The sequence below is a fragment of the Streptomyces sp. NBC_00354 genome, assembly GCF_036106915.1.
Taxonomy (GTDB): domain Bacteria; phylum Actinomycetota; class Actinomycetes; order Streptomycetales; family Streptomycetaceae; genus Streptomyces.
In genome coordinates this window covers 661,438-686,206 of record NZ_CP107983.1, presented here as the reverse complement: position 1 = coordinate 686,206, position 24,769 = coordinate 661,438, and the positions used below count along the sequence as shown (strand labels likewise).

Below are 24,769 nucleotides of genomic sequence, written 5' to 3'. Positions count from 1 at the left end.
GGCGGACGCTTCCGGGACCTGGACCTCTCCGCACACCTGACACGTCCGCCGCAGCACCTGAGGCTCGCGCCGGTGGGCTGATCCGGCCCGCCGGCTCAGTGGCAGAGCCGGGCGATCTGCTCCAGTTCGTCCGCCAGCAGCGCCGGGTTGCGCGGGCCGATGTGCGGGGCGGCCAGGGACCGTACGCGGAAGCGGTTGCGCGGGGTCGTCTCGTCGGCCTCCCGGATCATCAGGTCCTGGAGCGCCGGCGGGATCGTCCGGTCCTCGGTGAACCGCAGGAACGTGCGCGGGACCCGGCCCCACCGCTGCGGCAGGCCCCGGGAATCGGAGACCCCGATGGCGGCCGACTCGTCGGGTTCGAGGATGTTGAGCAGGGTCCGGACCTCGGTGTCGGAGTAGTCGGCGGCCAGCGCCTCCTTGGCGACCCGGAGGAACGCCGGGTCGCTGGTCCGCCAGTTGACCCGGGTGACCCCCAGCTCCGGCGGCGTGGGGACGGGGGTCATCTTGAACACGAAGCTGGTGGCCGCCTCCGGTGTGGTCATCAGCTCCGCCACCGAGCCCCGCTTGGTGGGGCAGAAGGCCGAGATGTACACGAGGTGCGAGATCAGTTCGGGCACCAGGTTGGCCACGGCGTTGAGGGTCACGCCGCCCAGGCTCTGGCCGGCCAGGACGACCGGGCCGTTGCGGTGCGCCCGCCGCACCACCGCGGCCACGTGCTCGGCGGAGTCGGCCGGCGTCCTCCCGGAGATGGGGGAGGGTTCCGTACGCAGCCGTTCCAGGTCCTGCGGAGCCTGGTACGAGAGCGGGAAGTAGGCGCCGGGGCCGTGCCCGGGCAGATCGACCGCGACCGCGCGCCGCCCGCGCAGCCCCAGCTCGGTCAGTACGGGTGACCAGGCGTACGCATTGCTGCCCGACCCGTGGACCAGGACGAAGGTGATGCCGTCGCCGGTCGTCCGGCCGCCCGTCGGTTCATCTCCACCAGTTAAGTTACTCATGAGTAGATCCTATGACTCCGCGATCAGTGGGGGCTGAATTCCGGCCAACTGCTGTCCGGTCAGGCCTCCTTGGGTGTCCGCCCCGTTCGTTGAGAAGTGGACAATCGGCTGTGCGGCGTCGATTCGTCCGGATGGATGCCGCTTCGGCCACCCCGGTGACAGCAGTCCCGAGCCGCCGTCGGTGATCGGCAGGCCGGGTCACCGGCCCGGTGGGTCCGCCGTTCCGATCGAGCCAGTCGTACGGCGCCCACCGCGCCGGCGCCGGTGTCGGCCCGGCGGCCGCCGCCGAGCAGGCGCCGGCCCCCCGGGCCGCCACGTTCTGCACCTACATCGCCGACACGGGCGAGGGCGGCTGTTTCGCGACCCGCGCCCAGGCCGCGGAGCTCGGCGCACAGGCCGACTACAAGGACCTCGGGAGGATATGGAGCGACTCCAACTCCGGCGGCAGCGAGATGACCTTCCGCGGCAGCGTCGGCTGCAACTGGCGCTACCCGGAGTTCAACGACCTCGCCTCCATGGGCTGGAACGACAACGTGAGCTCGGCCCAGGGCATCAGCTGCCCGATCACCCTCTGGGAGCACAAGGACTTCCGCGGCGCCCACCAGACGTACTACGGCTACAACGCGTACGTCGGAGACGGCATGAACGACAAGGCCTCCTCCATCAGCTTCGACGTCCGCTGACCCACCGGGCCCGGCGGCGGTGCACCGCCGCCGGGCCCTCCCGCCGCCAGGTGCCGGGCACCCGCCCCGCGTACGGCTCGTATCCACCAGGTGGCGGCCCGGGCGCCCCCTTCCGAGTGACACCCCCGTAGGTCGAGCCGGCCTGCGGACGCCCGTGGTCGACGATCTCCAGCGGCCGTACCTGTTCCGGCCGCAGATCGCCGGGGGCCGGACGCTTGGGAGATCACGTGCACATCCTGCTCGCCGCCAGCGCGTTCAACAGTCTCACTCAGCGTGTGCACGCCGAGCTGAGGGACCGCGGGCACAGTGTGGCGGTCGAGCTCGCCCTGCCCGGCGTCTCCCTCGCCGACGCCGTCGAACGCCACCGGCCGGACCTCGTGCTCGCGCCGATGCTGAAGACGGCCATCCCCCGGGAGGTCTGGTCCGCCCACACCTGCCTGATCGTCCACCCGGGACCGGTCGGCGACCGCGGGCCCTCCTCGCTCGACTGGGCCATCACCGAGGGCGCGACCCGCTGGGGCGTCACCGTCCTGCAGGCCGGCGAGGAGATGGACGCGGGCGACGTCTGGGCCACCGCGGACTGCCCGCTGCCACCCGTCGGCAAGAGCGACGCCTACCGCGGCGAGATCTCCGACGCCGCCCTGACCGCCGTGCTCACGGCCGTCGACCGCTTCGCCTCCGGCACGCACCTCCCGCAACGCCAGGAATCGGGCCGCGTCCGGCCCTACCTTCGCCAGGAACTGCGCCGGATCGACTGGCACAACGACTCCACGGAGAGCGTCGTGGGCGCGCTGCGCGCCGCCGATTCCCAGCCCGGCGTACTCGACGAACTGCTCGGCGGCCAGTGGTTCCTGCACGGCGGGCACCCCGAGGACCAGCTGCGGGGCCGTCCCGGAGAACTGCTCGCCACCCGGGCGGGCGCGATCTGCCGGGCGACCGCCGACGGAGCCGTCTGGATCCCCGAGCTCCGGGCCCGGCGCGCGCCGGGAGAGCCGGCCCCCGTCAAACTCCCCGCCACCCTCGCCCTCGGCGACCGGCTGCCGCCGCTCCCCGAGCTCCCCGCGCCGCCGTACGCCGAAGAGGGCCCGCGCACCTGGTCCGACATCGGCTACCGGGAGCAGGGCGGGGCCGGCTTCCTCAGGTTCTCCTTCCCCGGCGGAGCGATGAGCACCTCGCAGTGCCGGCGCCTGCTCGCCGCCTACCGGGAGGCCTGCACCCGCCCCGTCTCCGTCCTCGTCCTCGGCGGCGGCCGCGACTTCTTCTCGAACGGCATCCACCTGGGCGTCATCGAGGCGGCCGCCGACCCGGCCGAGGAGTCCTGGGCCAACATCAACGCCATGGACGACCTGGTGGAGGCCGTGCTCACCACCACCGACCGGTTCGTCGTGGCCGCCCTCGGCGGCAACGCGGCCGCCGGCGGGGCCATGCTCGCGCTCGCCGCCGACGAGGTCTGGTGCCGTACCGGCGTGGTGCTGAACCCGCACTACCGGCTGATGGGCCTGCACGGATCCGAGTACTGGACCTACACGCTGCCCCGCCGGACCGGGACCGGCGTAGCCGACCGCCTCACCACCGATGCCCTGCCCCTCAGCGCCGAAGCCGCCCGGCGGCTCGGGCTGGTCGACCGCACGATCGACTGCGGCCCGCAGGCCTTCGCGGACGAGACCGCCCGGCTCGCCGTCCGGGTGGCGGACTCGCCCGCCATCCGGTCCCGGATCGCCGGCAAGAAGGCCCGCCGCGACGCGGACGAGAGCATGAGGCCGCTCGCCGCCTACCGGGAGGCGGAGCTGGCGCGGATGCGGGAGACGTTCTTCGACCCGCAGGCCCCGTACCACGCCCTGCGCCGCGCCTTCGTACGCAAGGAACCCCCGGACGGCACCCCGGCCCACCTGGAGCGGACCGTACCCGGACGGCGCACCGCGCCCCTGCCCTCCCGGCGGCCCGCAGTCACTGGACCGGCCGAACAAGACAGGGCACCGGGCCCGTCCGGCTGCTAGCAAGAAGGGTGAGGCCGGCGCGGAGCACCCGCCCGTCCGCCGTCCCCGTCCCCGCCCCACCCACCCCCCCCGCATCCCTCCCCAAGGAGCGATCCTCATGGATGCAGCAACGCCGAGCACGGCAGTAGAGGACCCCACGATCCACATCCTCTGGATCAACGCCGGACTGAGCTGCGACGGCGACTCGGTGTCCCTGACGGCAGCGATGCAGCCCAGCATCGAGGAGATCGTCATGGGCGTCCTCCCGGGACTGCCCAAGATCGCCGTGCACTGGCCGCTGATCGACTTCGAATGCGGACCGGTCGGCGGCGCCGACACGTTCATCGAATGGTTCTTCAAGGGGGAGCGCGGGGAGATCGATCCCTTCGTGCTCGTCGTCGAAGGCTCCATCCCCAACGAGAAGATCAAGCCCGAGGGCTACTGGTGCGGCTTCGGCGACGACCCGGAGACCGGCCAGCCCATCACCACCAGCGAGTGGATCGACCGCCTCGCGTCCAAGGCCCTCGCCGTGGTGGCGATCGGCACCTGCGCCACGTACGGCGGCATCCACGCGATGGAGGGCAACCCCACCGGCGCCATGGGCGTGCCCGACTACCTCGGCTGGGACTGGACCTCGAAGGCCGGCATCCCGATCGTGTGCGTCCCGGGCTGCCCGATCCAGCCGGACAACTTCTCGGAGACCCTCACCTACCTGCTCTACCAGGCGGCCGGCTCCGCACCGATGATCCCGCTGGACGACAAGCTGCGCCCGACCTGGCTGTTCGGCAACACCGTGCACGAGGGCTGCGACCGGGCCGGCTACTACGAGCAGGGCCAGTTCGCGGAGACCTACGACTCGCCCAAGTGCCTGGTCAAACTCGGCTGCTGGGGCCCCGTCGTCAAGTGCAACGTTCCCAAGCGCGGCTGGATGAACGGCATCGGCGGCTGCCCCAACGTCGGCGGCATCTGCATCGCCTGCACCATGCCGGGCTTCCCCGACAAGTTCATGCCGTTCATGGACGAGCCTCCGGGCGCGAAACTCTCCGTCACCGCCAGCGGGGTCTACGGCACGCTGATCCGCAAGCTCAGGTCGATCACGGAGCACACCGTGGACCAGGAGCCGAAGTGGCGCCACCCGGGGCGTCAGCTGACCACCGGCTACCGCAAGCCCTGGTGACCCCGCCCGCGGCCCCACGTCCGCCCCGCTTCCCTCCCACCGCTCCGCCTCCAAGAACCTCCAGCTCCCGCCTCCAAGAAGGGTCACGGCAGACAAGATGACACCGAAGACGAAGGCGGCCGGTGACGGCAGCGGCCTGGTGGAGATGGCCTGGGATCCGATCACCCGGATCGTGGGCAGTCTCGGCATCCACACGAAGATCGACTTCAAGCAGAAGAAGGTCGCGGAGTGCTACAGCACCTCGTCGGTCTTCCGCGGCTACAGCGTCTTCATGCGCGGCAAGGACCCCCGCGACGCGCACTTCATCACCAGCCGCATCTGCGGCATCTGCGGCGACAACCACGCCACCTGCTCCGTCTACACGCAGAACATGGCGTACGGAGTGAAGCCTCCCCACCTCGCCGAGTGGATCATCAACCTGGGCGAGTCGGCGGAGTACATGTTCGACCACAACATCTTCCAGGAGAACCTGGTCGGGGTCGACTACTGCGAGAAGATGGTCCGCGAGACCAACCCGGGCGTCCTCGAGCTCGCCGAACGCACCGAGGCCCCGCACGCCGGCGACCACGGCTACCGCACCATCGCCGACATCATGCGCTCGCTCAACCCCATCGAGGGCGAGTTCTACCGCGAGGCCCTCCAGGTCAGCCGCTACACGCGCGAGATGTTCTGCCTGATGGAGGGCCGCCACGTGCACCCCTCCACCCTCTACCCGGGCGGCGTCGGCACCATCGCCTCCGTCCAGCTCTTCACCGACTACATGAGCCGCCTCATGCGGTACGTGGAGTTCATGAAGCGGGTCGTCCCGCTCCACGACGACCTCTTCGACTTCTTCTACGAGGCCCTGCCCGGGTACGAGGAGGTCGGCCGCCGGCGCGTCCTGCTGGGCTGCTGGGGCGCGCTCAACGACCCCGAGTACTGCGACTTCACGTACGCCAACATGACCGACTGGGGACGGAAGATGTTCGTCACCCCCGGTGTGATCGTGGACGGCAAACTCGTCACCAACGACCTCACCGAGATCAACCTCGGCATCCGCATCCTGCTGGGCAGCTCGTACTACGACGACTGGGCGGGCCAGGAGAAGTTCGTCACCCACGACCCGCTCGGCAACCCGGTCGACGCCCGCCACCCGTGGAACCAGCACACCATCCCCGCCCCGCAGAAGCGCAACTTCGACGACAAGTACAGCTGGGTGATGTCCCCGCGCTGGTTCGACGGCAAGGACCACCTCGCCCTCGACACCGGCGGCGGCCCGATCGCGCGCCTGTGGTCCACCGCCCTCTCCGGGCTCGTCGACGTCGGCTACGTCAAGGCCACCGGCAACAGCGTGATCATCAACCTGCCGCGCACGATGACCAAGCCCGAGACACGCTTCGAGTGGAAGATCCCGAAGTGGAGCAACGCGCTGGAGCGCAACCGCGCCCGCACGTACTTCCAGGCGTACGCGGCCGCCATCGCGCTGCACTGCGCCGAGAAGGGCCTGGCCGAGGTCCGCGCCGGACGCACCCAGACCTGGGAGAAGTTCGAGGTCCCGGACGAGTCCATCGGAGTCGGCTTCACGGAGGCCGTCCGCGGGGTGCTCTCGCACCACATGGTGATCCGCGACGGCAAGATCGCCAACTACCACCCCTACCCGCCCACTCCGTGGAACGCCAGCACCCGCGACACCTTCGGCACCCCCGGACCGTACGAGGACGCCGTCCAGAACACCCCGATCTTCGAGGAGAACTCCCCGGAGAACTTCAAGGGCATCGACATCATGCGCGCCGTGCGCAGCTTCGACCCCTGCCTGCCCTGCGGCGTCCACATGTACGTCGGCGGCGGCAAGACCGTGAAGCAGATGCACGTGCCCACCGGCCTGAGCGGACTGGGCGGATGAGGGCGACGGCGACCGACGCCCGCGAGGCGGGCCGGCGGGTGGACGAGGTCCTCGACCGGCTGGCCGCCACCGGGGACCGCGAGGCCTGCGCCGCGGCCGAGGAACTGGTGCGCGTGCTCATGGACTTCTACGGGGCCGGGCTCGCCCGGATCGTGGAGCGGCTCGGCGTGGAGCGACTCGGCGGGCTGCTGGACGACGAGCTCGTCGCGAGCCTGCTGGCGCTGCACGACCTGCACCCCGAGGACGTCCACACCCGGATCGCCCGCGCCCTGGACGCCGTACGGGACCCCATGGAGCTCGCCGGCTTCGACGAGGCCACCGGTGTCCTGCGGCTGCGGTCCGCGCCGGGCGGCGGCTGCGGTTGCGGTTCCGGCGGCGACGCGGTCCCGCAGAGCATCGAGGACGCCCTGGCCTGCTTCGCGCCCGAAGTGACCGCGGTGGAACTGGAACCGGCCGGGGCGCCGCTGCCCCTGCTCCAGATCGGCACCCGCCCGCAGGCCCCGGCACGGGCCCGGTGAGCGCGCGGCACCCCTGGGCACCGGCGGAGCCGCGCACCGGCTCCGCCGGCCCGGCCGGGCCCGCCGGGCTGCGCGGCCCGCGCGGCCTGCGCCGGTTCACCGGGCCCCGGCCGCCCCGGGCCGAGCGCTGCGAACTGTGCGGGGTGGCCGTGCCCGAGGACGGCCACCGCCACCTGGTGGAGGTCGAGAAGCGGGCGCTGGTCTGCGCCTGCACCGCGTGCGGCCTCCTGTTCGACCGGCCCGGCGCCGCCACCGGGCGCTTCCGCGCCGTCCCCGACCGCTACCTCACCGACCCGGAACACCGGCTCGAAGAGGGCGCCTGGGAGCAGCTGCAGATCCCGGTCGGTGTGGCCTTCTTCTTCCGCAACGCCGCCCTCGACCGGCTGGTTGCGCTCTACCCGAGCCCGGCCGGCGCCACCGAGAGCGAACTGGACCCGGCCACCTGGCAGCACGTACTCGGCGGCGGGGCGCTCGCCGCGCTGCTCGAACCCGACGTGGAGGCGCTGCTGCTGCGCCGGGCCGAGGGCCGCACCGAGTGCTACCTCGTGCCCATCGACATCTGCTACGAGCTGGTGGGGCGGATGCGGCTGCTGTGGCAGGGCTTCGACGGCGGGGCCGAGGCGCGCGCCGCGCTCAAGGACTTCTTCGCCCAGGTGGAGCGCCGGGCCAAGGTCCCCGCCGCGGCGGGGGAGGGGCGGCCATGACCGGCTTCACCTTCGCCTGTACCGGAGTGCGCGCCGACCCGTACGCGGCCGGCCCCACCCTCGTGTTCCGGCTGCGCATCACCGCTTCTGCCGACACGAGGGTCCACGCCCTCGCGCTGCGCTGCCAGATTCGCATCGAGCCGGCCCGGCGCAGCTACGGCACCGGCGAGGCCGCAGCCCTCCACGACCTGTTCGGCGAGCGGGCCCGCTGGGGAACCACCCTGCAGCCCCTCCAGTTCGCCCAGGTCTCGGTGATGGTCCCCAGCTTCACCGGGGAGACCGAGACCGACATCGTCGTACCGTGCACGTACGACATGGACATCGCCTCCGGCCGCTACCTCAGCGCCCTGGAGGACGGCGAGGCACCCCTGCTGATGCTGTTCTCCGGCACGGCCTTCACCGGGGCCGGGGGCTTCCACGTCGAGCCCGTCCCCTGGGACCGCGAAGCACCGTTCCGGATGCCCGCCGAGGTGTGGCGGGAGATGGTCGAGCAGCACTTCCCGGGCTGCGGCTGGCTGCGCCTGCCCCGCGACACCATGGCCGACCTGCTCGCCTACCGCTCCCGCCACGCGCTCGCCTCCTGGGAGGCGACCGTAAGGGCCCTGCTGGACACGGCGGTGGTGGCCGAGCCGGCGCCCCCGGACCCCGCCTGGGCCGGGGCCGTACTGCCCCGGGCCGCCGAGAGGACGGCGCCATGACCACGACGGCCCTGCCCGAATCCCGGTTCGCCGTGGCCCGCCAGGTGGCCGACGCCGTCCTCTTCGAGGGCTACGTGCTCTACCCGTACCGGGCCTCGGCGGCGAAGAACCGGCTGCGCTGGCAGTTCGGCGTACTGGTCCCGCCCGCGTGGGGGCCGGCGCACGACGAGCACTCCTTCCAGCGCACCGAGCTGGTGATGGAACCGCGCGGTGCGGCCACCCTCGCCGTCGAGCTGCGTTTCCTGCACGCGCAGCGGCGTACGGTCGAAGAGGCCCGCACGGACGGCTCGTTCGCGGCCGTGCCCGAACTGCACCTGCCCGACCGGGTCCTGGTCCCCTGGGACGAGGGAACCGAGGAACGGGTCGAAATGACCGTCCCGGTCGCCGAGTTGGAGGAGGGCGAGGTCTCCCTGCCCTTCGTACGGCCCGCCCGTGAGGAGACCGAACCCGTCCTCGGCCCCGACGGCCGGGAGGTGGGCCGGCTGGTCCGGCGCACCGAGCGGGCCGACGGTGTGCTGCGGCTGCGCGCCGAGCAACTGGACGTCCCCTACCGGGCGTTCAAGCTCACCGTGCTGGTCGAGAACACGAGCGACTGGACCCCGCACGCCGACGGGGCCGACGGCGCCGACCGTGACGCCGCCCTGCCGCGCTCCCTGGTCGCGGCCCACCTCCTGCTGGGCCTCAGCGCCGGATCCTTCCTCTCGATGACCGACCCGCCCGAGTGGGCCAAGCCCTCCGTCGCGACCTGCGCCAACCTGCACACCTGGCCCGTACTCGCCGGCGAACCGGGCAGCGCCGACGTGGTGCTGTCCTCGCCGATCATCCTCGAGGACCACCCCGGCATCGCCCCCGAGAGCATCGGGGCCATGTACGACGCCACCGAGATCGACGAGATCCTCGCCCTGCGCACGGCGGCCCTGACCGACCAGGAGAAGCGGGAGGCCCGCGGGACCGACGCCCGGGCGGCCGCCGTGATCGACCTGGCCGAGACCATGCCCCCCGAGGTGCTGGAACGCCTGCACGGCGCCGTCCGGGCACTGCGGGAGATCACCGACCCCGGTGCGCCCACCCCCGAGTCGTTCCCCGAACTCTTCGACGAGGACGCCGTGTTCAGGCCGGACACCCCTTGGTGGGACCCGGCGCACGCGGACCCCGCCGACCCGGCCCGCGACCGGATCCTGATCGACGGCATCTCGGTGGGCCCCGGCAGCCGGGTCCTCCTGCGCCCGGGCCTGCGGCGCTCCGACGCCCAGGACCTGTTCCTCCAGGGCGCCGCCGCCCAGGTCGAGGCCGTCCTCCACGACGTCGACGGCGGAGTGCACCTCGCCGTCACCGTCGAAGGCGACCCCGGCGCCGACATCCGCCGCGAACAGGGCCGGTTCCTGTACTTCCAGCCCGACGAGGTCGCCCCCCTGGAGGACGCGTGAGCGGCCGCATCCTGATCGCCGGCATCGGCAACGTCTTCCTCGGCGACGACGGCTTCGGCGTCGAGACCGTCCGGAGGCTGGCCGAACCCGGGCACGGGCTGCCCGAGCACGTCGAGGTGGTGGACATCGGCGTACGCGGGGTCCACCTCGCCTACCAGCTCCTCGACGGCTACGACACGCTCGTCCTGGTGGACGCCACCGCTCGCGGCGGAGCCCCCGGCACCCTGTACCTGATCGAGGCCGGCGAAGCCGGCTCCATCGCCCCGCAGACCCCCGTACTCGACGGGCACCAGATGTCGCCCGACGCGGTGCTGGCCCTGCTGGACACGCTGTGCGCCGGAACCGGCGGGACACCGCCCCGGCGGATCTGGGTCGTCGGCTGCGAACCCGGTTGCCTGGACGAGGGCATCGGCCTGAGCGCCCCGGTGGCCGCAGCGGTCCCGGAGGCCGTACGGATGGTCCTGGACCTGGTCCGCCACCCGGACCAGGAGCTGCTCGACGAAGAGCGCAACGCCACCGCCAACTGAGGAGAACCCATGAAGAAGGCCATCATCGGAGGCGCGGCGGCCGCCGCCCTCGCCGCCGCACTGTGCGTGGTGCTCCCCGATGTCCAGCGCTATCTGAAGATCCGCCGCATGTGACCCGTGACCCCTGACGACCGACGTGCCACCGCCCCGGCGCCCGAATGGCGTACGGGGCGTCGGCGCGTCGGCGTGCCCGACCGCCCCGTACGGCGCCGGCCGGTCTAATGAGGCCCGGCAGGACGGAGTCCCATGCACGAGATGTCGATCGCCATGGCCGTGGTGGCCCAGGTGGAGGAAGCCGCCGAGGCAGGCGGCGCGAACGCCGTCACCTCGGTCCGGCTCCAGATCGGTGAGCTGGCCGGGGTGGTGCCCGACGCCCTCGCCTTCTGCTTCGAACTGGCCTGCGCCGGAACGGTCCTGGAAGGCGCCGAGCTCGTCACGGAGCCCGTACCCGCCCGCGCGCACTGCCGCTCCTGTACGGGCGACTGGGCGGTCGGCATGCCGCCCCGGCTGGTCTGCCCCGGCTGCGGACAGGCCACGGAGGTCGAACTCCTCGCCGGGCGCGAACTGCAGATCCTCAGCGTGCACTGGGAGGACGGCCCCGTCTGCGACCGGCATCCCGCCCCCACCCGCGAACCGATCTCCGAGGAGCGCTGAACCATGTGCCGTGTGGTCGACCTGAAGCAGGCGGTCCTCGCCAAGAACGACTCGGCCGCGCACACCCTGCGCACCGAACTCACCGCCCGCGGCACCACGGTGGTCAACCTGCTGTCCAGCCCGGGCAGCGGGAAGACCGCCCTGCTGGAGCGTGAACTCGGCCTGGCGCGCGAGCGCGGCGTGCCCGTCGCCGCCCTCACCGCCGACCTCGCCACCGAGAACGACGCGCTGCGGCTGGCGCGTTCGGGCGTCCCCGTCAAGCAGGTGCTCACCGACGGGCTCTGCCACCTCGAGGCCGGGATGCTCGGGCGGCACCTCGACGGCTGGATGCCCGAGGACACCCGGCTGCTGTTCGTGGAGAACGTCGGCAACCTCGTCTGCCCTGCCTCGTACGACCTCGGCGAGACGCTGCGCGTGGTCCTGGCCTCGGTGACGGAGGGCGAGGACAAACCGCTCAAGTACCCGACGGCGTTCGGGCTCGCCCACCTCGTCGTGGTGACGAAGACGGACATCGCGCAGGCCGTGGAATTCGACGAAGCCGCCTTCCGCGCGCACGTCCAGCAGGTCAACCCGGGGGTGGAGGTGGTGCTGACCTCGGCCCGCGGCGGCGAGGGCGCGGGCATCCTGCTCGACCGGGCGCTGGCGGTCGGCGCCGGCGGCCCGGTGCACGCCCCGGTCATGGCCCAGCAGCCCCCCACGCACCACCATCACGATCACCACGCCGAGGGCCACTCGCACTCCGCCGTGGTGCCGGCCCGCTGATGGAAGCCGTACAGCGCCGCCGCGTCGTCGTGCGCGGAGTGGTGCAGGGCGTGGGCTTCCGGCCGTACGTGTACACCCGCGCGACCGGCCTCGGCCTCGCCGGGCACGTCACCAACACCCCCGAAGGCGTCGTCGCCGAGGTCGAGGGCGCACCGGCGGCCGTATCGGCCTTCTGCGAGCGGCTCGCTGCCGACGCCCCGCCCCTCGCAGTCGTCGATGCCGTCGACCACTGCGAGGTCCCCGTCGCCGGCGGCGCAGGCTTCACCATCGTGGCCTCCCGGTCCGGCGGACCCGCGCGCACCCTCGTCTCCCCGGACGTGGCCACCTGCGCCGACTGCCTCGCGGAGCTGGCCGATCCGGCCGACCGGCGCCACCGGCACCCCTTCATCACCTGCACGCACTGCGGACCCCGCTTCACCATCGTCACCGGGCTGCCGTACGACCGGGTGCACACCACCATGGCCCGCTTCCCGATGTGCCCCGACTGCGCCCGCGAGTACGCGGACCCCGCCGACCGGCGCTTCCACGCCCAGCCTGTGGCCTGTCCCGCCTGCGGACCCCGGCTGCGGCTCCTCGCCGGCTCGCCCCCGCGCGAGGCGGCGTACACCGACCCGGTGGCCGAGGCCCGCCGGCTGCTGGCCGGCGGGGCGATCCTCGCGGTCAAGGGCCTCGGCGGCTACCACCTCGCCTGCGACGCCGCCCACGCCGGCGCCGTGGCCGAGCTGCGGCGCCGCAAGGCCCGCGGGGACAAGCCGTTCGCCCTGATGGCCCGCGACCTCGCCGACATCGAGCACCTGGTCCAACTCGGCCCGGCCGAACGGGACCTGCTCACCGGGCCCGTCCGGCCCATCGTCCTGCTGCGCCGCCGCCCCGGCGCCGCCGCCGAGGAGCTCGTTGCCGACGCCGTCGCCCCGGGCAGCCCCGACCTGGGCGTGATGCTCCCCTACACCCCCGTGCACCATCTGCTGCTCGGCCTGCCCGGCGACCCGCCCGGCCCCCGGCTGCTCGTCATGACCAGCGGGAACCTGTCGGGCGAGCCGATCGTCACCGACGACACCGAGGCCCTGGACCGGCTCACCCGGCTCGCCGACGCCTGGCTCGCCCACGACCGGCCGATCCACGTCCCGTGCGACGACTCCGTGGTGCGCGTCTGCGACGCCGAGGTGCTGACCCTGCGCCGCTCGCGCGGGTACGCCCCGCTGCCCCTCGCGCTGCCGCTGTCCGTACCCGCCACACTCGCCGCCGGGGGCGACCTGAAGAACACCCTCGGCCTGGCCGAGGGGCGCCAGGCCTGGCTGTCCGCCCACATCGGCGACATGGACGACCTCGCCACCCAGTACGCGTTCGCCCGCGCCGAGGAACAGCTGGAGTCCATCACCGGCGTCACCGCCGTGCTGGCCGCCGTGGACCGGCACCCCGGCTACCGCTCGGGCCGCCTGGTCCGGGACCGGGCCGCCGGCCGTCCGGTCGTCGGAGTCCAGCACCACCACGCCCACATTGCGTCCGCGATGGCCGAACACGGCCTCGCCGGCGCCCGCCGGGTGATCGGCGTCGCCTTCGACGGCACCGGATACGGCGACGACGGGGCCGTCTGGGGCGGGGAGGTGCTGCTGGCGGACTACGCCGGGTACACCCGGTTCGCGCACCTCGCCTACGTCCCGCTGCCGGGCGGCGACGCCGCCGTGCGCCGCCCGTACCGGATGGCCCTGTCCCATCTGCGCGCCGCAGGGCTCGACTGGGACCCGGACCTGCCCTGCACGGCCGCCTGCCCGCCGGATGAACTACGGCTGCTGCGGCGTCAGCTGGAGCGGAACCTGCACTGTGTCCCGACCTCCAGCATGGGCCGCCTCTTCGATGCCGTCTCCTCCCTGGCGGGCGTCTGCCACCACGCCGGATACGAGGCCCAGGCCGCCATCGAGCTGGAGGGGGCGGCGCTCACCGCGACCGTGAGCGCAAACGCGAGCGGGTCCGGGGCCGGGGCGGATGCCGGACCGGACTACGCGTTCGCCCTCCGGCCCCCCGCGCACGGCGGCCGCGACGCCCCGCTGACCGCGGACCCGGCTCCCGTACTGGCGGCGGTGGTCCGCGACGTACGCGCGGGCATCGCGCCCGCTGTGGTCGCCGCCCGCTTCCACGCCGCCGTCGCCGCCCTCGTGCACCGGGTCTGCGTCCGGGCGCGCGAGCGGCACGGGCTCGACACCGTCGCCCTCAGCGGCGGGGTGTTCGCCAACACCGTGCTCTCCTCCGCCTGCGCCCGCGTACTGCGCGAGAGCGGCTTCACCGTACTGCGCCACCACCGCGTCCCGCCGAACGACGGCGGGCTGGCCCTCGGCCAGCTCATGGTGGCGGCCTGCGCCCCGGACCACCCACAGCAAGGAGAGGGCCATGTGCCTGGCGGTACCCGGCAGAGTGCTTGACATCGGGGAGAAGGACGGCACCCGCATGGCGACCGTCGATTTCGGCGGGGTGGTCAAGGAGGTGTGCCTCGAGTACCTGCCGGACCTCCAGGTCGGCGAGTACGCCATCGTCCACGTCGGCTTCGCCCTGCAGCGCCTCGACGAGGAGTCGGCCAAGCAGACGCTCGAACTCTTCGCCCAGCTCGGCATGCTCCAGGAAGAGTTCGGCGATCCGTGGGAGCGGGCGGCGGCCGAGGCGGGCACGGGGGACTGGCCCTTCGCCGACGACATCGCGCAGCAGCCGCACGCCGGCGACGCCGTACAGGAGGCGCAGCAGCAGTGAAGTACATCGAGGAATTCCAGGACCCCGAGCTGGCCCGCCGCCTGCTCGACGACATCCACGCCACCGTCACCCGCCCCTGGGCGCTGATGGAGGTCTGCGGCGGCCAGACCCACACCATCATCCGGCACGGCATCGACCAACTGCTGCCCGAACATGTCGAGTTGATCCACGGCCCGGGCTGCCCGGTGTGCGTCACCCCGCTGGAGGTCATCGACAAGGCGCTGGAGATCGCCTCCCGCCCCGACGTCATCTTCTGCTCGTTCGGCGACATGCTCCGCGTCCCCGGGACCGGCCGCGACCTCTTCCAGGTGCGCAGCGAGGGCGGCGACGTACGGGTGGTGTACTCCCCGCTCGACGCCCTGCGGATCGCGCAGCAGAACCCGGCGCGCGAGGTGGTGTTCTTCGGCATCGGCTTCGAAACCACGGCGCCGCCCAATGCCATGACGGTGTATCAGGCCAAAAAGCTCGGCATCCCCAACTTCAGCCTGCTCGTCTCGCACGTCCGGGTGCCCCCGGCCATCGAGGCGATCATGACCTCCCCGAGCTGCCGGGTGCAGGCCTTCCTCGCCGCCGGGCACGTGTGCAGCGTGATGGGCATGGGGGAGTACCCGGAGCTGGCCGCGCGCCACCGCGTCCCGATCGTGGTCACCGGCTTCGAGCCGCTGGACATCCTCGAAGGCGTACGCCGGGCCGTACGGCAGCTGGAACGGGGCGAGCACACCGTCGACAACGCCTACGCCCGCGCCGTCCGCCCGGAGGGGAACCCGGCGGCCCTCGCCATGCTGGAGGACGTCTTCGAGGTCACCGACCGCGCCTGGCGCGGTATCGGCGTCATCCCCGCCAGCGGCTGGCGGCTGTCCGCCCGTTACCGCGACTACGACGCCGAGCACCGCTTCTCGGTGACGGACATCGCCACACAGGAACCCGCCGAGTGCCGCAGCGGTGAGGTCCTCCAGGGCCTGATCAAGCCGCACGAGTGCGAGGCCTTCGGCACCACCTGCACCCCGCGCAACCCGCTCGGCGCCACGATGGTCTCCAGCGAGGGCGCCTGCGCCGCGTACTACCTCTACCGGCGCCTCGACCTCGCGCCGGCCCGCACCGCACCGCTGGAGGCGAGCCCCGTTGTCTGAGACCGTGTCCGACGCCGTGTCGGGGGCCGCACTCGACGTCACCGGCTGGACCTGCCCGGCCCCGCTGCGCGACCGCCCCCGGGTGGTGATGGGCCACGGAGGCGGCGGCGCGCTCTCCGCCGAGCTCGTCCAGCACGTCTTCGCACCCGCCTTCGGCGGCGAGGTGCTCGCCCAGCTCGGCGACTCCGCCGCAGTCACCCTGGGCGGGGCCCGGCTGGCCTTCTCGACCGACTCGTACGTGGTGCGGCCGCTGTTCTTCCCCGGCGGCTGCATCGGCGACCTCGCGGTCAACGGCACGGTCAACGACCTGGCCATGAGCGGGGCCCGCGCCGCCTACCTCTCCTGCGGGTTCATCCTCGAGGAGGGCGTCGAGATCTCGGTCGTGGCACGGGTCGCAGAAGCCCTCGGCGCGGCCGCGCGCGCTGCGGGCGTCGAGGTGGCGACCGGCGACACCAAGGTCGTCGAGGCCGGTCACGGCGACGGCATCTACCTCAACACCGCCGGCATCGGGCTCATCCCCGACGGGGTGGATCTGCGCCCGCAGCGCGTCGTACCGGGTGACGTCGTCATCGTCAGCGGGGAGATCGGCCTGCACGGCGTGGCCATCATGAGCGTCCGCGAGGGGCTCGGCTTCGAGGTGGAGATCGAGAGCGACTGCGCACCGCTGGGCGGGCTCGTCCAGGCCATGCTCGCGGTCACCCCCGACCTGCACGTGCTGCGCGATCCCACGCGCGGCGGGCTGGCGGCCGCCCTGAACGAGATCGCGGCCGCCTCGGGCACCGGGGTCGTCATCCAGGAGGGCCGGGTTCCGGTCCCCGAGGCCGTGGGCAACGCCTGTGCGATCCTCGGCCTCGACCCGTTCTACGTGGCGAACGAGGGCAAGCTGGTCGCCTTCGTACCCCGCGAGCACGCCGACGCCGTCCTCGACGCGATGCGCGCCCACCCGCTGGGCCGCCGCGCCACGGTGATCGGCGAGGCGGTCGAGGCCCACCCCGGCCTCGTCGTGGCCCGCACCGGCCTCGGCGGCACCCGCGTGGTCGACCTGCCGATCGGGGAGCAGCTGCCCCGCATCTGCTGAGGCCGGGGCCCAGGGAGGGGCACCGCAACCGACGGTTGGCGGAGCAGGGTCATCCTGAGGTGGTGAACTGTGAGATCAGGGGAGCTCGGGGATGAACGGGAGATAGTCCTCCGTCGCGGACGAGGGCACGACCGCGTAACTCGCCTCGGGGAGCTCGTTCCACACGCCGGGGAGGTCTCCCAGCGGTTCGGAGACCACCAGCCGGGTCGCGTCGGAGACCTCCCGCAGGAACGGAAGTTCCGGGTACAGCTGGCGTACGGTCTCGGCCTTGCTGCTGTAGTACAGCGAACGCGACTGCCCCGCGCTGGAGTAGCGGAAGGCCCACACGCGCTCGCCGTCGCTGACCGCGATCGTCATCTGGAGCGGGTCGGCGACGCCGTGTTCTTTGCCGAGCCGCTCCACCAGACCGGCCATCCGGGCGACCGCGCCGGGGGCGTCCTGGTCGAGGCCGAAGGTCACGGCCAGGTAGAACATCACCTCGGAGTCCGTGGAGCCCTCGATGCACGAGAACAGGGCCGGGTCGACGGCCATGTACAGATCGCGCTGCAACCGGTGGAAGTCGGTGATCGCGCCGTTGTGCATCCACAGCCAGCGGCCGTGGCGGAAGGGGTGGCAGTTCGTCTGCTGGATCGCCGAACCGGTGGAGGCACGGACATGGGCGAAGAACAGCGTCGAGCGGACGTGTGCGGCCAGTTCCCGCAGGTTGCGGTTGTTCCAGGCGGGCCCGATGTCCCGGAAGATCGCCGGGGTTGCGCCACCGTCGGGGCTGTACCAGCCGATGCCGAAACCGTCGCCGTTGGTCGACTCGACACCCATCCGGGCGTGGAGGCTCTGGTCGATCAGCGAGTGTTCCGGCTGGTAGAGAACCGCGTCGAGCAGCATCGGCGAACCGGAGTAGGCGAGCCATCGACACATCAGCATCATCCCTCTCCTGAGCCTCGTACGAGCCTATCGCGGCCGGGGTCCCGCTGCCCCGCGGCCGTCACGTGTCCATCCCCGGCGGGCCGGAACGCGGTGGCCCGCCGGGACGGCCCGCGGTGAGCGCCCTCCCGGTACCCGCCTGGTCGGCGCCCGCGCTCGGGTGCTGGTCTCCACCCGCTTCGGGTACCCCCGAGACGGCTGAGACGGCCGCGGCGCGTGTACCGGCGTCCGTACTGCTGTGGCTGGGCGCCGTCTCGGCTTACCGCTGACCGCCCGCGCCGTGGCCCTGCTGACCCTCCTGTTCGTCGTACTCCAGCCCCTGACGTGGCACTTTCGCAGCTCGCGGTCGGCACGGCGCTGAAACCGCTGCTGAGCCTGGTCACCCGCGCGCAAGGCCCGCCGCCCGCCGAGCATCCCGCCCCGAGCACGGCGGGCAGCACGGAGAGTGAGGCGACGATCCTCTTCGTCACCGCCCAAGGGCGACCCTGCTGGCCGTCGCCCTCGGGGTGGGCGTGTACGTGGTGGCGCACGGGCAGCTCACGCCCGGCGGTGGCTGCCAGGGCGGAGTCGTCCTCGCCACCGCCCTCCACCTGGCCCCGTCCCGCTCCTCAACGTGGCCGTCGGCGTCGAGCCCGGCCCCCGGCCCGTCGTCGACCCGGTCGTCCAGGCCCTGACCCACACGGACAGCGCCCGGCCGGCCGTCGCCCTTCAGGTGCAGGGCGCATGACCGTACGTCATGTCGCGGCGTGCTCAGACGCGTACGTGTACGGGTACGGTGGCCGGCGAAGAGGACGAGCCACGAAGTTGGGTACCCTCTCGGTTGGCTTCGGGGCTTCGGCGGGCTGAACTGCCGTGACAGGGGATGGATTTTTCATGAGTACACCTTCTACCGACCTTTTCCAGCCGCTCAGGCCCGACGACCCGGCCACGGTGGGCGGTTACCGTCTGACCGCCGTGCTGGGCGCGGGCGGAATGGGCAAGGTGTACCTCTCCTACACGCCGGGCGGGCGGCCCATCGCCCTCAAGGTGATCCGGCCCGAGTTCAGCGAGGACCCCGAGTTCCGGCGGCGCTTCCAGCAGGAAGTGCGGGCGGCGCAGCGGGTGCAGGGCCTCTACACCGCGCCCGTCATCGACTTCGACACCGAGGGCTCCCAGCCCTGGCTGGCCACGGCCTACGTACCGGGCCCCTCCCTCGCGCACGCCGTGGCCCGGCACGGGCGGCTGCCGCTGCGCAGTGTGCTGCTGCTGGCCGTCGGAGTCGCCGAGGCGCTGCACGTCATCCACGGCGCCGGCATCGTCCACCGTGACCTGAAGCCCGCGAACGTACTCCTCGCCGGCGACGGTCCTCGCGTGATCGACTTCGGCATCGCCCGCGCGGCGGACGCCACTTCCCTGACCGGCAGCGGCGTCAGCGTCGGCACGCCCGCGTTCATGGCGCCCGAACAGGCCTCCGCCGGTACGGTCACCGCCGGCACCGACATCTTCGCCCTCGGCCAGATCGTGGCGTACGCGGCCATCGGTGCGCCCGCCTATGGCGAGGGGTCCTCGCACGCCGTGCTGTACCGCATCGTGCACGAGGACCCCGACCTCAGCGCGCTGCCGGAGGAGCTGCGGCCCCTGGTGACGCGGTGCCTCAGCCGTGACCCGGCGGACCGGCCCACGCTGACCGAGGTCATCCAGATGTGCCACGACCTCTCTCCCGTCCCGCTCCGCCAGGGCGAGGACTGGCTGCCCCAGGCGGTCGCCGGGTCCATCACGGAGCGCCTCCGGCTGCCCGAACCGGCGAAGACCCCGCCGCCGCAGCCCGCCGTGGCCCCGACGCCGACCGAAGTCTCCCCGCAGCCTCCGGTGCAGGGCGCGCCCGCGTACCCGCCGACCGGTGTCGGCGTGGCCGCCGCGCCGACGCAGAGCGCCCCCGCCGCCCCGCCGCACGCACCGGCCGCTCCCGCGGCTCCGGGCGCGGTGCCGCCCGGCCATCACACGCCGCCGCCCGGGTACCAGACCCAGCCCGGATACCAGGCGCCACCGCCCGGTTACCAGACGCCGCCGCCCGGCTACCAGACCCAGCCCGGCTACCAGACGCCGCCGCCCGGGTACGTGCAGGGCTTCCACGCCCCGTCGCCCGCCCACCACCCCGGCTACCCGCCGCCCGCGCCGCAGCGCAAGCCGAAGGGGCTGATCATCGCCGGGGCCGTCGTGGCAGCGGTGATCGGCCTCGCGGTCATCGGTTCCCTGCTGCCGGACGGCTCCGGCAACAAGGCCAAGGACGGCTCGACTTCCACCGGCGGAAGTCCGAGCGCCGGAGCCCCCGGCGGCGGCTCCCAGGACAAGAGCGGGAAGCGCACCGACCCCGCCCCGGCCTCCTACCAGGGCGTCAACCTGACGGCCAACTATCAGCTCATGCTGGCCGACAACCCGCCGCGCCCCGCCAGCGGCGGCAACGTCGGCGTGCTGTACAACCACGGAGACCTGTACTTCTACCTCGACACCCTCTTCGGGGACACGAAGGTCGGGACCAACAACGGCAAGCTGGTCGTGCTGAACAACTCGCAGAAGGGCTCGCTGGAGACCTGCCGCGCCGAAACCCGCTACACCGAGAAGATCGGCCTCGATCAGCTCTCGGACGGGACGGAGATCTGCGTGCTCAGCGACGCGGGCCACATCGCGGTGGCGACGTACCGCGGCAAGTCGGGCGCGAACGACCCGAGCAACTACATCACGCTCGACCTCACGATCTGGCGCAACGCCGAGGAGCCGAAGAAGAGGAGCTGAGGCTCCGGGGCACTCGCGCCGCCCGTGCCCCGAGCGCCCCGAACGCAGGCCGTCCCGGTTCTACAGCCGCTCTTCCATCCCGATGGCGGATTCCAGGTCCTCGCGGGCCCTGCTCCGGCCCTCCTTGCCCTCCTGCTGCTCCAGCAGGGCCGCGGCGATCGCGTCGAGCTTGCGCTGGATGGCGTGCTCGGCGCGGCGCTCGGAGTTCTTCAGCAGGGCCAGCAGCAGCAGGGACACGGCGCCCATGGCGTCGCCCGCGAGGTGCTGCCACTCCGTGGACAGCCCTGCCGCATGGGTGGCCACGTACCAGGCGACCAGGAGCACGCAGAGCAGGGAGAAGACGGCGGAGCTCGTGAAGTTGGAGGCGAGCTCGGCCAGCTTCTCGAAGCGGGCGGAACGCCCCTCGCTCGTGCGTTCCGCAGGGTGCTGCAAGGCCATGCCCTGCGCCTGCCCATCCCGGACCACCGCACACACTCCTTCTGGTCATTGTCGTGCCACGGCCGTGTGCCGGGTTTCCCGGGCGGGGTGGGGGAGCGGGCCTGATGGGCGGGCGCGGCGGAGGGCCGCGGGGGATTGCGGAATTCGGCCAGGGCGTGCGGGCCGGGGGCGTTGTCCATATCGCGTCCTTCCCAGCAGGCACCCGCTGTGGTGGCATGTGCATGCCGAAATTCCCGGTTCCGCAGGACGAATTTCTCCGCGGGACGAATGAATGGAGAAACGAAGATGTTGCTCCGCAGGCTCACTGTCGGCGCGGCGGTCGCGGCGTTATCCGCCCTGGCCCTGCCCGCGCAGGCACATACCGTGTCCACACCGCCCGGAAGAATCACCGTCGACGTGGTCGGCGTCAACGGATCGGGATGCCCTCAGGGGACCGCGAGCGTCGCCGCGGCCTCCGACAACACGTCGTTCACCGTCACGTACAGCAACTACCTGGCCCAGGCCGGCGCCGGCTCCGGCGGTACCGAGTTCCGCAAGAACTGTCAGCTCGCCCTGCAGATCCACGTCCCGCAGGGGTTCACGTACGCCATCGCCCGCGCCGACTACCGCGGCTTCGCCCACCTCCAGCGCGGGGCCTACGGCCAGGAGCGCGCCAACTACTACTTCCAGGGCATGGCGCAGACGGCCCGCACGACCCACCAGTTCAACGGCCCGTACTCCGACAACTGGCAGGCGAGCGACCAGACCGAGTACCAGGACCTCGTCTATGCACCCTGCGGCGAGGAGCGCAACCTCAACGTCAACAGCGAACTGCGCGTCTACTCGGGGTCGTCGAACCCGCAGGCCCTGAGCTTCATGAGCATGGACTCGACGGACGGCAGCGTCAGCACGATCTACCACTTCGCGTGGAAGGAATGCCCCGCGGCCTGACGCGGCGTGAGTGAGCGCAGGAAACACCGATCGATGGTCAGGAGTGACAACGATGTCTCATTCCCTGTCTCGTACCCTGCTCACCGGCAGCGCGGCGGCCGTACTGATCGCCACGGCGACGACGTCCGCCGGAGCCGCAGGCCACACCCCGCAGATCACCGCACCCCCCGACAAGATCGTGATCGAACTCGCCACGGTCAACGGGTCCGGCTGTCGCGAAGGCACCGCCGAGGTGGCCGTCGCGCCGGACAACACCGCCTTCACGGTCACCTACAGTGAGTACCTCGCCCAGGTGGGCCCCGGTGCGCCGCCGACGGCATTCCGCAAGAACTGCCAGCTCAATCTCCGCGTCCACGTTCCTTCGGGATTCACCTACGCGATTGTCCAGGCGGACTACCGCGGATTCGCATTTCTCCAGCCCGGTGCATGGGGGCAGGAGCGGGCGAACTACTACTTCCAGGGAATGCCCCAGACGACTCAGCGCACCCACCAGTTCAACGGGCCGCACAACGACAACTGGCAGGCGAGCGACAAGACCGAGTACGCGGATCTGGTCTGGGCGCCGTGCGGAGAGAAACGAAACTTCAACATCAATACGGAACTGCGCGTGAATGCGGGCACGTCCAACCCGCAGACCTCCACCAGCTTCATGGCCATGGACTCCACGGACGCGAGCGTGAGCACCCTCTACCACCTCGCCTGGCAGGTCTGCCCCACTCCCAGGCACCCCTGACGGCCCGGCATGCGCTGTACCCGGCGGATCCGCCGGGTACAGCACGGCCTCATCGCGCCATCACGTCAGGGGGCGCAGCCGGGACGGGGCGTGGCGGGACACCGCCGGGTGGGCGGCGGCCGGGACAGGGGCGGACGTGAGGGCGCTGCCCGCCTGCCAGGCCCGCCAGTCCAGATTCCAGTCGCCGAAGCCGTTGTCGAAGGGCGCCATCGGCTTGCCGCCGCTGTTCACCACCTGCACGATGTCCCCTTCCCGTACCGTCTGGAAGAACCAGGCGGCGTCCGTCGTGCTCATGCCCGTGCAGCCGTGGCTCACGTTCTCCTCGCCCTGAGAGGCGACCGACCAGGGCGCGGCGTGCACGTACTCGCCGCTCCACGTCACCCGCGTCGCGTAGAACACCGGCAGGTCGTAGAACTCGCTCGTGCCGCGCTTGATGCCGACCGTGTCCCCGCGCATCCGGACCTGGTACTCCTTGCCCAGCACGACCTTGACGCCGCTGCGGGTCCGGAATCCCGCCTTGCCGGTGGTGACCGGGATCGTCCGGATGACCCGGCCGTTGCGGCGTACGGTCATCTCGTGGGCGGCGGAGTCGGTGACCGCCTCGATCCGGTCCCCGATGGTGAACTCCGTGGAGTCGGACGGGCCGCCGTAGCCGTGGTCGCCGACCTCGACCCCGTCGAGACCGCTCGTCACGTGCACCTCGGCGTGCGCCGGCCAGTACGTACGCGGCCGGTAGTGCAGCGTCGAGTCGTCCACCCAGTGCCAGCCGCCCTCGACCGCCGGCTCCGAGGTCACCTGGAGCGCCCGCTCCACCCGTGCCCGGGCGGTCCGGTCGGTGGCCGGAACCGGCCGGCTCAGGGCGGCCGTCACGATCTGCCCCGCGCCGTACGTCCCGGGCCTCGGCCCGAACTCCACCGTGAGCCTGCCCTCGTCCGGGGGCGGCGTGGTCCGGAAGGCCATGGTGACGCCGACCGGTGTCCCGGCCGCGTCCTGTGCACCGACCCGTACGGTGTAGAGCTCGCCGGCCCGCAGCGGCTCGGTGTTGGTCCAGCGGCGGCTCTTCGGGGCGAGCGTGCCGCCCACGTAGCGCCCGTGCCCGTCGCGGACGGTGACATCGGTGAGCGCTCCCGCCTGGGCGAGCGCGATCTCGAGGGGACCGCCGGCGTTCGTGGGGAGGACGACCGTACGCGCCGGCCCGTCGGCCTCGCGGGAGGCGGGCCCCCGCAGCACCGACCCGGCGCCCCGGGCGGTGGCCCGTACGCGCTGCTGCCGCCAGCCGGTGCACAGGCCGTCCCGGAAGCCCTCCACCGCGCACCGCGCGGCGATGCCGCCGTCCCCCTCGTCCAGGGCCCGGCCGACCAGCAGGGTCACGGAGGCGTGGGGGCCGCCGCCCGCCGACCCTTTGGCATCTTGCTCCGGCGCCCGGTCCGGCGTCGCGGCGACGACGAGGACGGCGCCGGTCGCGGCGGCCACCACACTCCACGCCCGGATCGTTCGTGCCCGTCTCGCCTTTCGCTCCTGTTGTGCACGGTGCGTCGATGACTTCGCCACGCAGCCCTCCCAGCTCGCCCACGGCCCGATGGGAGTATCAAAACGATTGCGCGGCTAAATGATGATCATGCGCTCGGAGGGTGCGACCGAACGGGCACGCAAGAGAACTCGTACGGAGCAACGGAGAAGGGCAGCGGAGCAACCTCGGCGGCCCGGCCGCCACTTGCCGGTGCGGCCGCGAGCGCGCGTTCAGGGCAGCGGCCGGACCCGGACCACGCGGGCCGGGTTCTGGCCGCCGCCGGAGGCCAGGACGCGTACCTCGTCCTGGTCGCTGATCTCCGCCCGGACGATGCCGGTCGCGTCTGTGTAGACCGGGTGGCCACCCGGACCGGCCTGGCCGGTGGCCGTCACCACGACGACGTCCTCGCTCGTGTCCGGTCCCTCGGAAAACACCAGCTCGTAGCGCTCGGAACTCATCCGCGCCCTCCTCTGCCGGGCGAAAGAGCGTCCCCCACCTCCATCATGCGCGCAGCG

Annotated in this window: 24 protein-coding genes and 1 pseudogene; 20 read left to right on the top strand and 5 right to left on the bottom strand. The window is 72.3% G+C overall.

Annotated elements, in window-relative coordinates; genetic code table 11:
- Positions 1 to 95: 95 nt before the first annotated feature.
- A complete protein-coding gene (locus OHT74_RS03385; RefSeq protein ID WP_328619257.1) occupies positions 96 to 995 on the bottom strand; it encodes an alpha/beta fold hydrolase in 900 nt (299 codons plus the stop codon).
- A 209-nt stretch (positions 996 to 1,204) separates the two neighbouring features.
- Between OHT74_RS03385 and OHT74_RS03380 the strand changes: the two genes are divergently transcribed.
- The 16 genes from OHT74_RS03380 to hypE all read left to right on the top strand — a co-directional run bounded on the left by OHT74_RS03380 (position 1,205) and on the right by hypE (position 16,950).
- Positions 1,205 to 1,678 carry a hypothetical protein gene (locus OHT74_RS03380; protein WP_328619256.1) on the top strand — a complete coding sequence of 158 codons (474 nt, stop codon included), beginning with the start codon at positions 1,205 to 1,207 and terminating at the stop codon, positions 1,676 to 1,678.
- 227 nt (positions 1,679 to 1,905) lie between these two features.
- Positions 1,906 to 3,675 (top strand): enoyl-CoA hydratase-related protein, encoded by a 1,770-nt coding sequence (locus tag OHT74_RS03375; RefSeq protein WP_328619255.1) that lies wholly within the window; start codon positions 1,906 to 1,908, stop codon positions 3,673 to 3,675.
- A 97-nt stretch (positions 3,676 to 3,772) separates the two neighbouring features.
- Positions 3,773 to 4,831, top strand: coding sequence for a hydrogenase expression protein HypE (locus OHT74_RS03370; protein ID WP_266660478.1), 1,059 nt, complete (start codon positions 3,773 to 3,775; stop codon positions 4,829 to 4,831).
- 97 nt (positions 4,832 to 4,928) lie between these two features.
- Positions 4,929 to 6,713, top strand: a complete 1,785-nt coding sequence (locus OHT74_RS03365; protein WP_266660476.1) for a nickel-dependent hydrogenase large subunit — start codon at positions 4,929 to 4,931, stop codon at positions 6,711 to 6,713.
- A complete protein-coding gene (locus OHT74_RS03360; RefSeq protein WP_328619254.1) occupies positions 6,710 to 7,231 on the top strand; it encodes a hypothetical protein in 522 nt (173 codons plus the stop codon). The genes OHT74_RS03365 and OHT74_RS03360 overlap by 4 nt, the downstream gene beginning before the upstream one ends.
- Before the next feature lie 86 nt (positions 7,232 to 7,317).
- Positions 7,318 to 7,935, top strand: a complete 618-nt coding sequence (locus OHT74_RS03355; protein WP_328623244.1) for a DUF5947 family protein — start codon at positions 7,318 to 7,320, stop codon at positions 7,933 to 7,935.
- The gene (locus OHT74_RS03350; RefSeq protein WP_328619253.1) at positions 7,932 to 8,633 is read left to right on the top strand and encodes a DUF6084 family protein; all 702 of its coding nucleotides are present in this window, start codon (positions 7,932 to 7,934) and stop codon (positions 8,631 to 8,633) included. Before OHT74_RS03355 ends, OHT74_RS03350 begins: the two co-directional genes overlap by 4 nt.
- A complete protein-coding gene (locus OHT74_RS03345; RefSeq protein WP_328619252.1) occupies positions 8,630 to 10,060 on the top strand; it encodes a hypothetical protein in 1,431 nt (476 codons plus the stop codon). Before OHT74_RS03350 ends, OHT74_RS03345 begins: the two co-directional genes overlap by 4 nt.
- Entirely contained in the window at positions 10,057 to 10,587 is a 531-nt protein-coding gene (locus tag OHT74_RS03340; protein WP_266999011.1) for a hydrogenase maturation protease, read from the top strand. The genes OHT74_RS03345 and OHT74_RS03340 overlap by 4 nt, the downstream gene beginning before the upstream one ends.
- Positions 10,588 to 10,596: 9 nt before the next feature.
- Positions 10,597 to 10,701, top strand: coding sequence for a DUF6893 family small protein (locus OHT74_RS42070; RefSeq protein ID WP_383513973.1), 105 nt, complete (start codon positions 10,597 to 10,599; stop codon positions 10,699 to 10,701).
- A gap of 132 nt (positions 10,702 to 10,833) precedes the next feature.
- The gene (gene hypA, locus OHT74_RS03335) at positions 10,834 to 11,241 is read left to right on the top strand and encodes a hydrogenase maturation nickel metallochaperone HypA (protein WP_266660466.1); all 408 of its coding nucleotides are present in this window, start codon (positions 10,834 to 10,836) and stop codon (positions 11,239 to 11,241) included.
- 3 nt (positions 11,242 to 11,244) lie between these two features.
- Positions 11,245 to 12,003: a hydrogenase nickel incorporation protein HypB gene (gene hypB, locus OHT74_RS03330; protein WP_266660464.1), complete on the top strand. Its 759-nt coding sequence runs from the start codon at positions 11,245 to 11,247 to the stop codon at positions 12,001 to 12,003.
- Complete coding sequence (gene hypF, locus OHT74_RS03325) at positions 12,003 to 14,420, top strand: carbamoyltransferase HypF (protein ID WP_266660462.1); 2,418 nt, start codon at positions 12,003 to 12,005, stop codon at positions 14,418 to 14,420. Before hypB ends, hypF begins: the two co-directional genes overlap by 1 nt.
- Positions 14,389 to 14,742: a HypC/HybG/HupF family hydrogenase formation chaperone gene (locus tag OHT74_RS03320; RefSeq protein ID WP_266660460.1), complete on the top strand. Its 354-nt coding sequence runs from the start codon at positions 14,389 to 14,391 to the stop codon at positions 14,740 to 14,742. The genes hypF and OHT74_RS03320 overlap by 32 nt, the downstream gene beginning before the upstream one ends.
- A complete protein-coding gene (hypD, locus tag OHT74_RS03315; protein WP_328619251.1) occupies positions 14,739 to 15,872 on the top strand; it encodes a hydrogenase formation protein HypD in 1,134 nt (377 codons plus the stop codon). The genes OHT74_RS03320 and hypD overlap by 4 nt, the downstream gene beginning before the upstream one ends.
- Positions 15,873 to 15,960: 88 nt before the next feature.
- Complete coding sequence (gene hypE, locus OHT74_RS03310) at positions 15,961 to 16,950, top strand: hydrogenase expression/formation protein HypE (RefSeq protein WP_443047685.1); 990 nt, start codon at positions 15,961 to 15,963, stop codon at positions 16,948 to 16,950.
- 75 nt (positions 16,951 to 17,025) lie between these two features.
- Here hypE and OHT74_RS03305 read toward each other — a convergent pair whose 3' ends face one another.
- Positions 17,026 to 17,865: a class II glutamine amidotransferase gene (locus OHT74_RS03305; protein WP_266660456.1), complete on the bottom strand. Its 840-nt coding sequence runs from the start codon at positions 17,863 to 17,865 to the stop codon at positions 17,026 to 17,028.
- Positions 17,866 to 18,356: 491 nt separating this feature from the next.
- Here OHT74_RS03305 and OHT74_RS03300 point away from each other — a divergent pair.
- Positions 18,357 to 18,464 (top strand): annotated as a pseudogene (locus tag OHT74_RS03300) (MnhB domain-containing protein); the annotation flags it as partial.
- Between the two features lie 280 nt (positions 18,465 to 18,744).
- On the top strand, positions 18,745 to 20,643 hold the full coding sequence (locus OHT74_RS03295) for a serine/threonine protein kinase (protein WP_328619249.1): 1,899 nt from the start codon (positions 18,745 to 18,747) through the stop codon (positions 20,641 to 20,643).
- A 60-nt stretch (positions 20,644 to 20,703) separates the two neighbouring features.
- Here OHT74_RS03295 and OHT74_RS03290 read toward each other — a convergent pair whose 3' ends face one another.
- Entirely contained in the window at positions 20,704 to 21,081 is a 378-nt protein-coding gene (locus OHT74_RS03290; protein WP_328619248.1) for a low affinity iron permease family protein, read from the bottom strand.
- Positions 21,082 to 21,366: 285 nt separating this feature from the next.
- Between OHT74_RS03290 and OHT74_RS03285 the strand changes: the two genes are divergently transcribed.
- Positions 21,367 to 22,011, top strand: coding sequence for a DUF4360 domain-containing protein (locus OHT74_RS03285; RefSeq protein ID WP_328619247.1), 645 nt, complete (start codon positions 21,367 to 21,369; stop codon positions 22,009 to 22,011).
- Between the two features lie 64 nt (positions 22,012 to 22,075).
- Positions 22,076 to 22,744 (top strand): DUF4360 domain-containing protein, encoded by a 669-nt coding sequence (locus OHT74_RS03280; RefSeq protein WP_266672447.1) that lies wholly within the window; start codon positions 22,076 to 22,078, stop codon positions 22,742 to 22,744.
- Positions 22,745 to 22,804: 60 nt separating this feature from the next.
- On the opposite strand, the gene OHT74_RS03275 is transcribed toward OHT74_RS03280, so the two are convergent.
- Together OHT74_RS03275 and OHT74_RS03270 are read right to left on the bottom strand one after the other, a co-directional pair.
- Entirely contained in the window at positions 22,805 to 23,974 is a 1,170-nt protein-coding gene (locus OHT74_RS03275) for an Ig-like domain-containing protein (protein ID WP_443047684.1), read from the bottom strand.
- 510 nt (positions 23,975 to 24,484) lie between these two features.
- Positions 24,485 to 24,712, bottom strand: coding sequence for a DUF6296 family protein (locus OHT74_RS03270; protein ID WP_266660447.1), 228 nt, complete (start codon positions 24,710 to 24,712; stop codon positions 24,485 to 24,487).
- Positions 24,713 to 24,769: the final 57 nt, after the last annotated feature.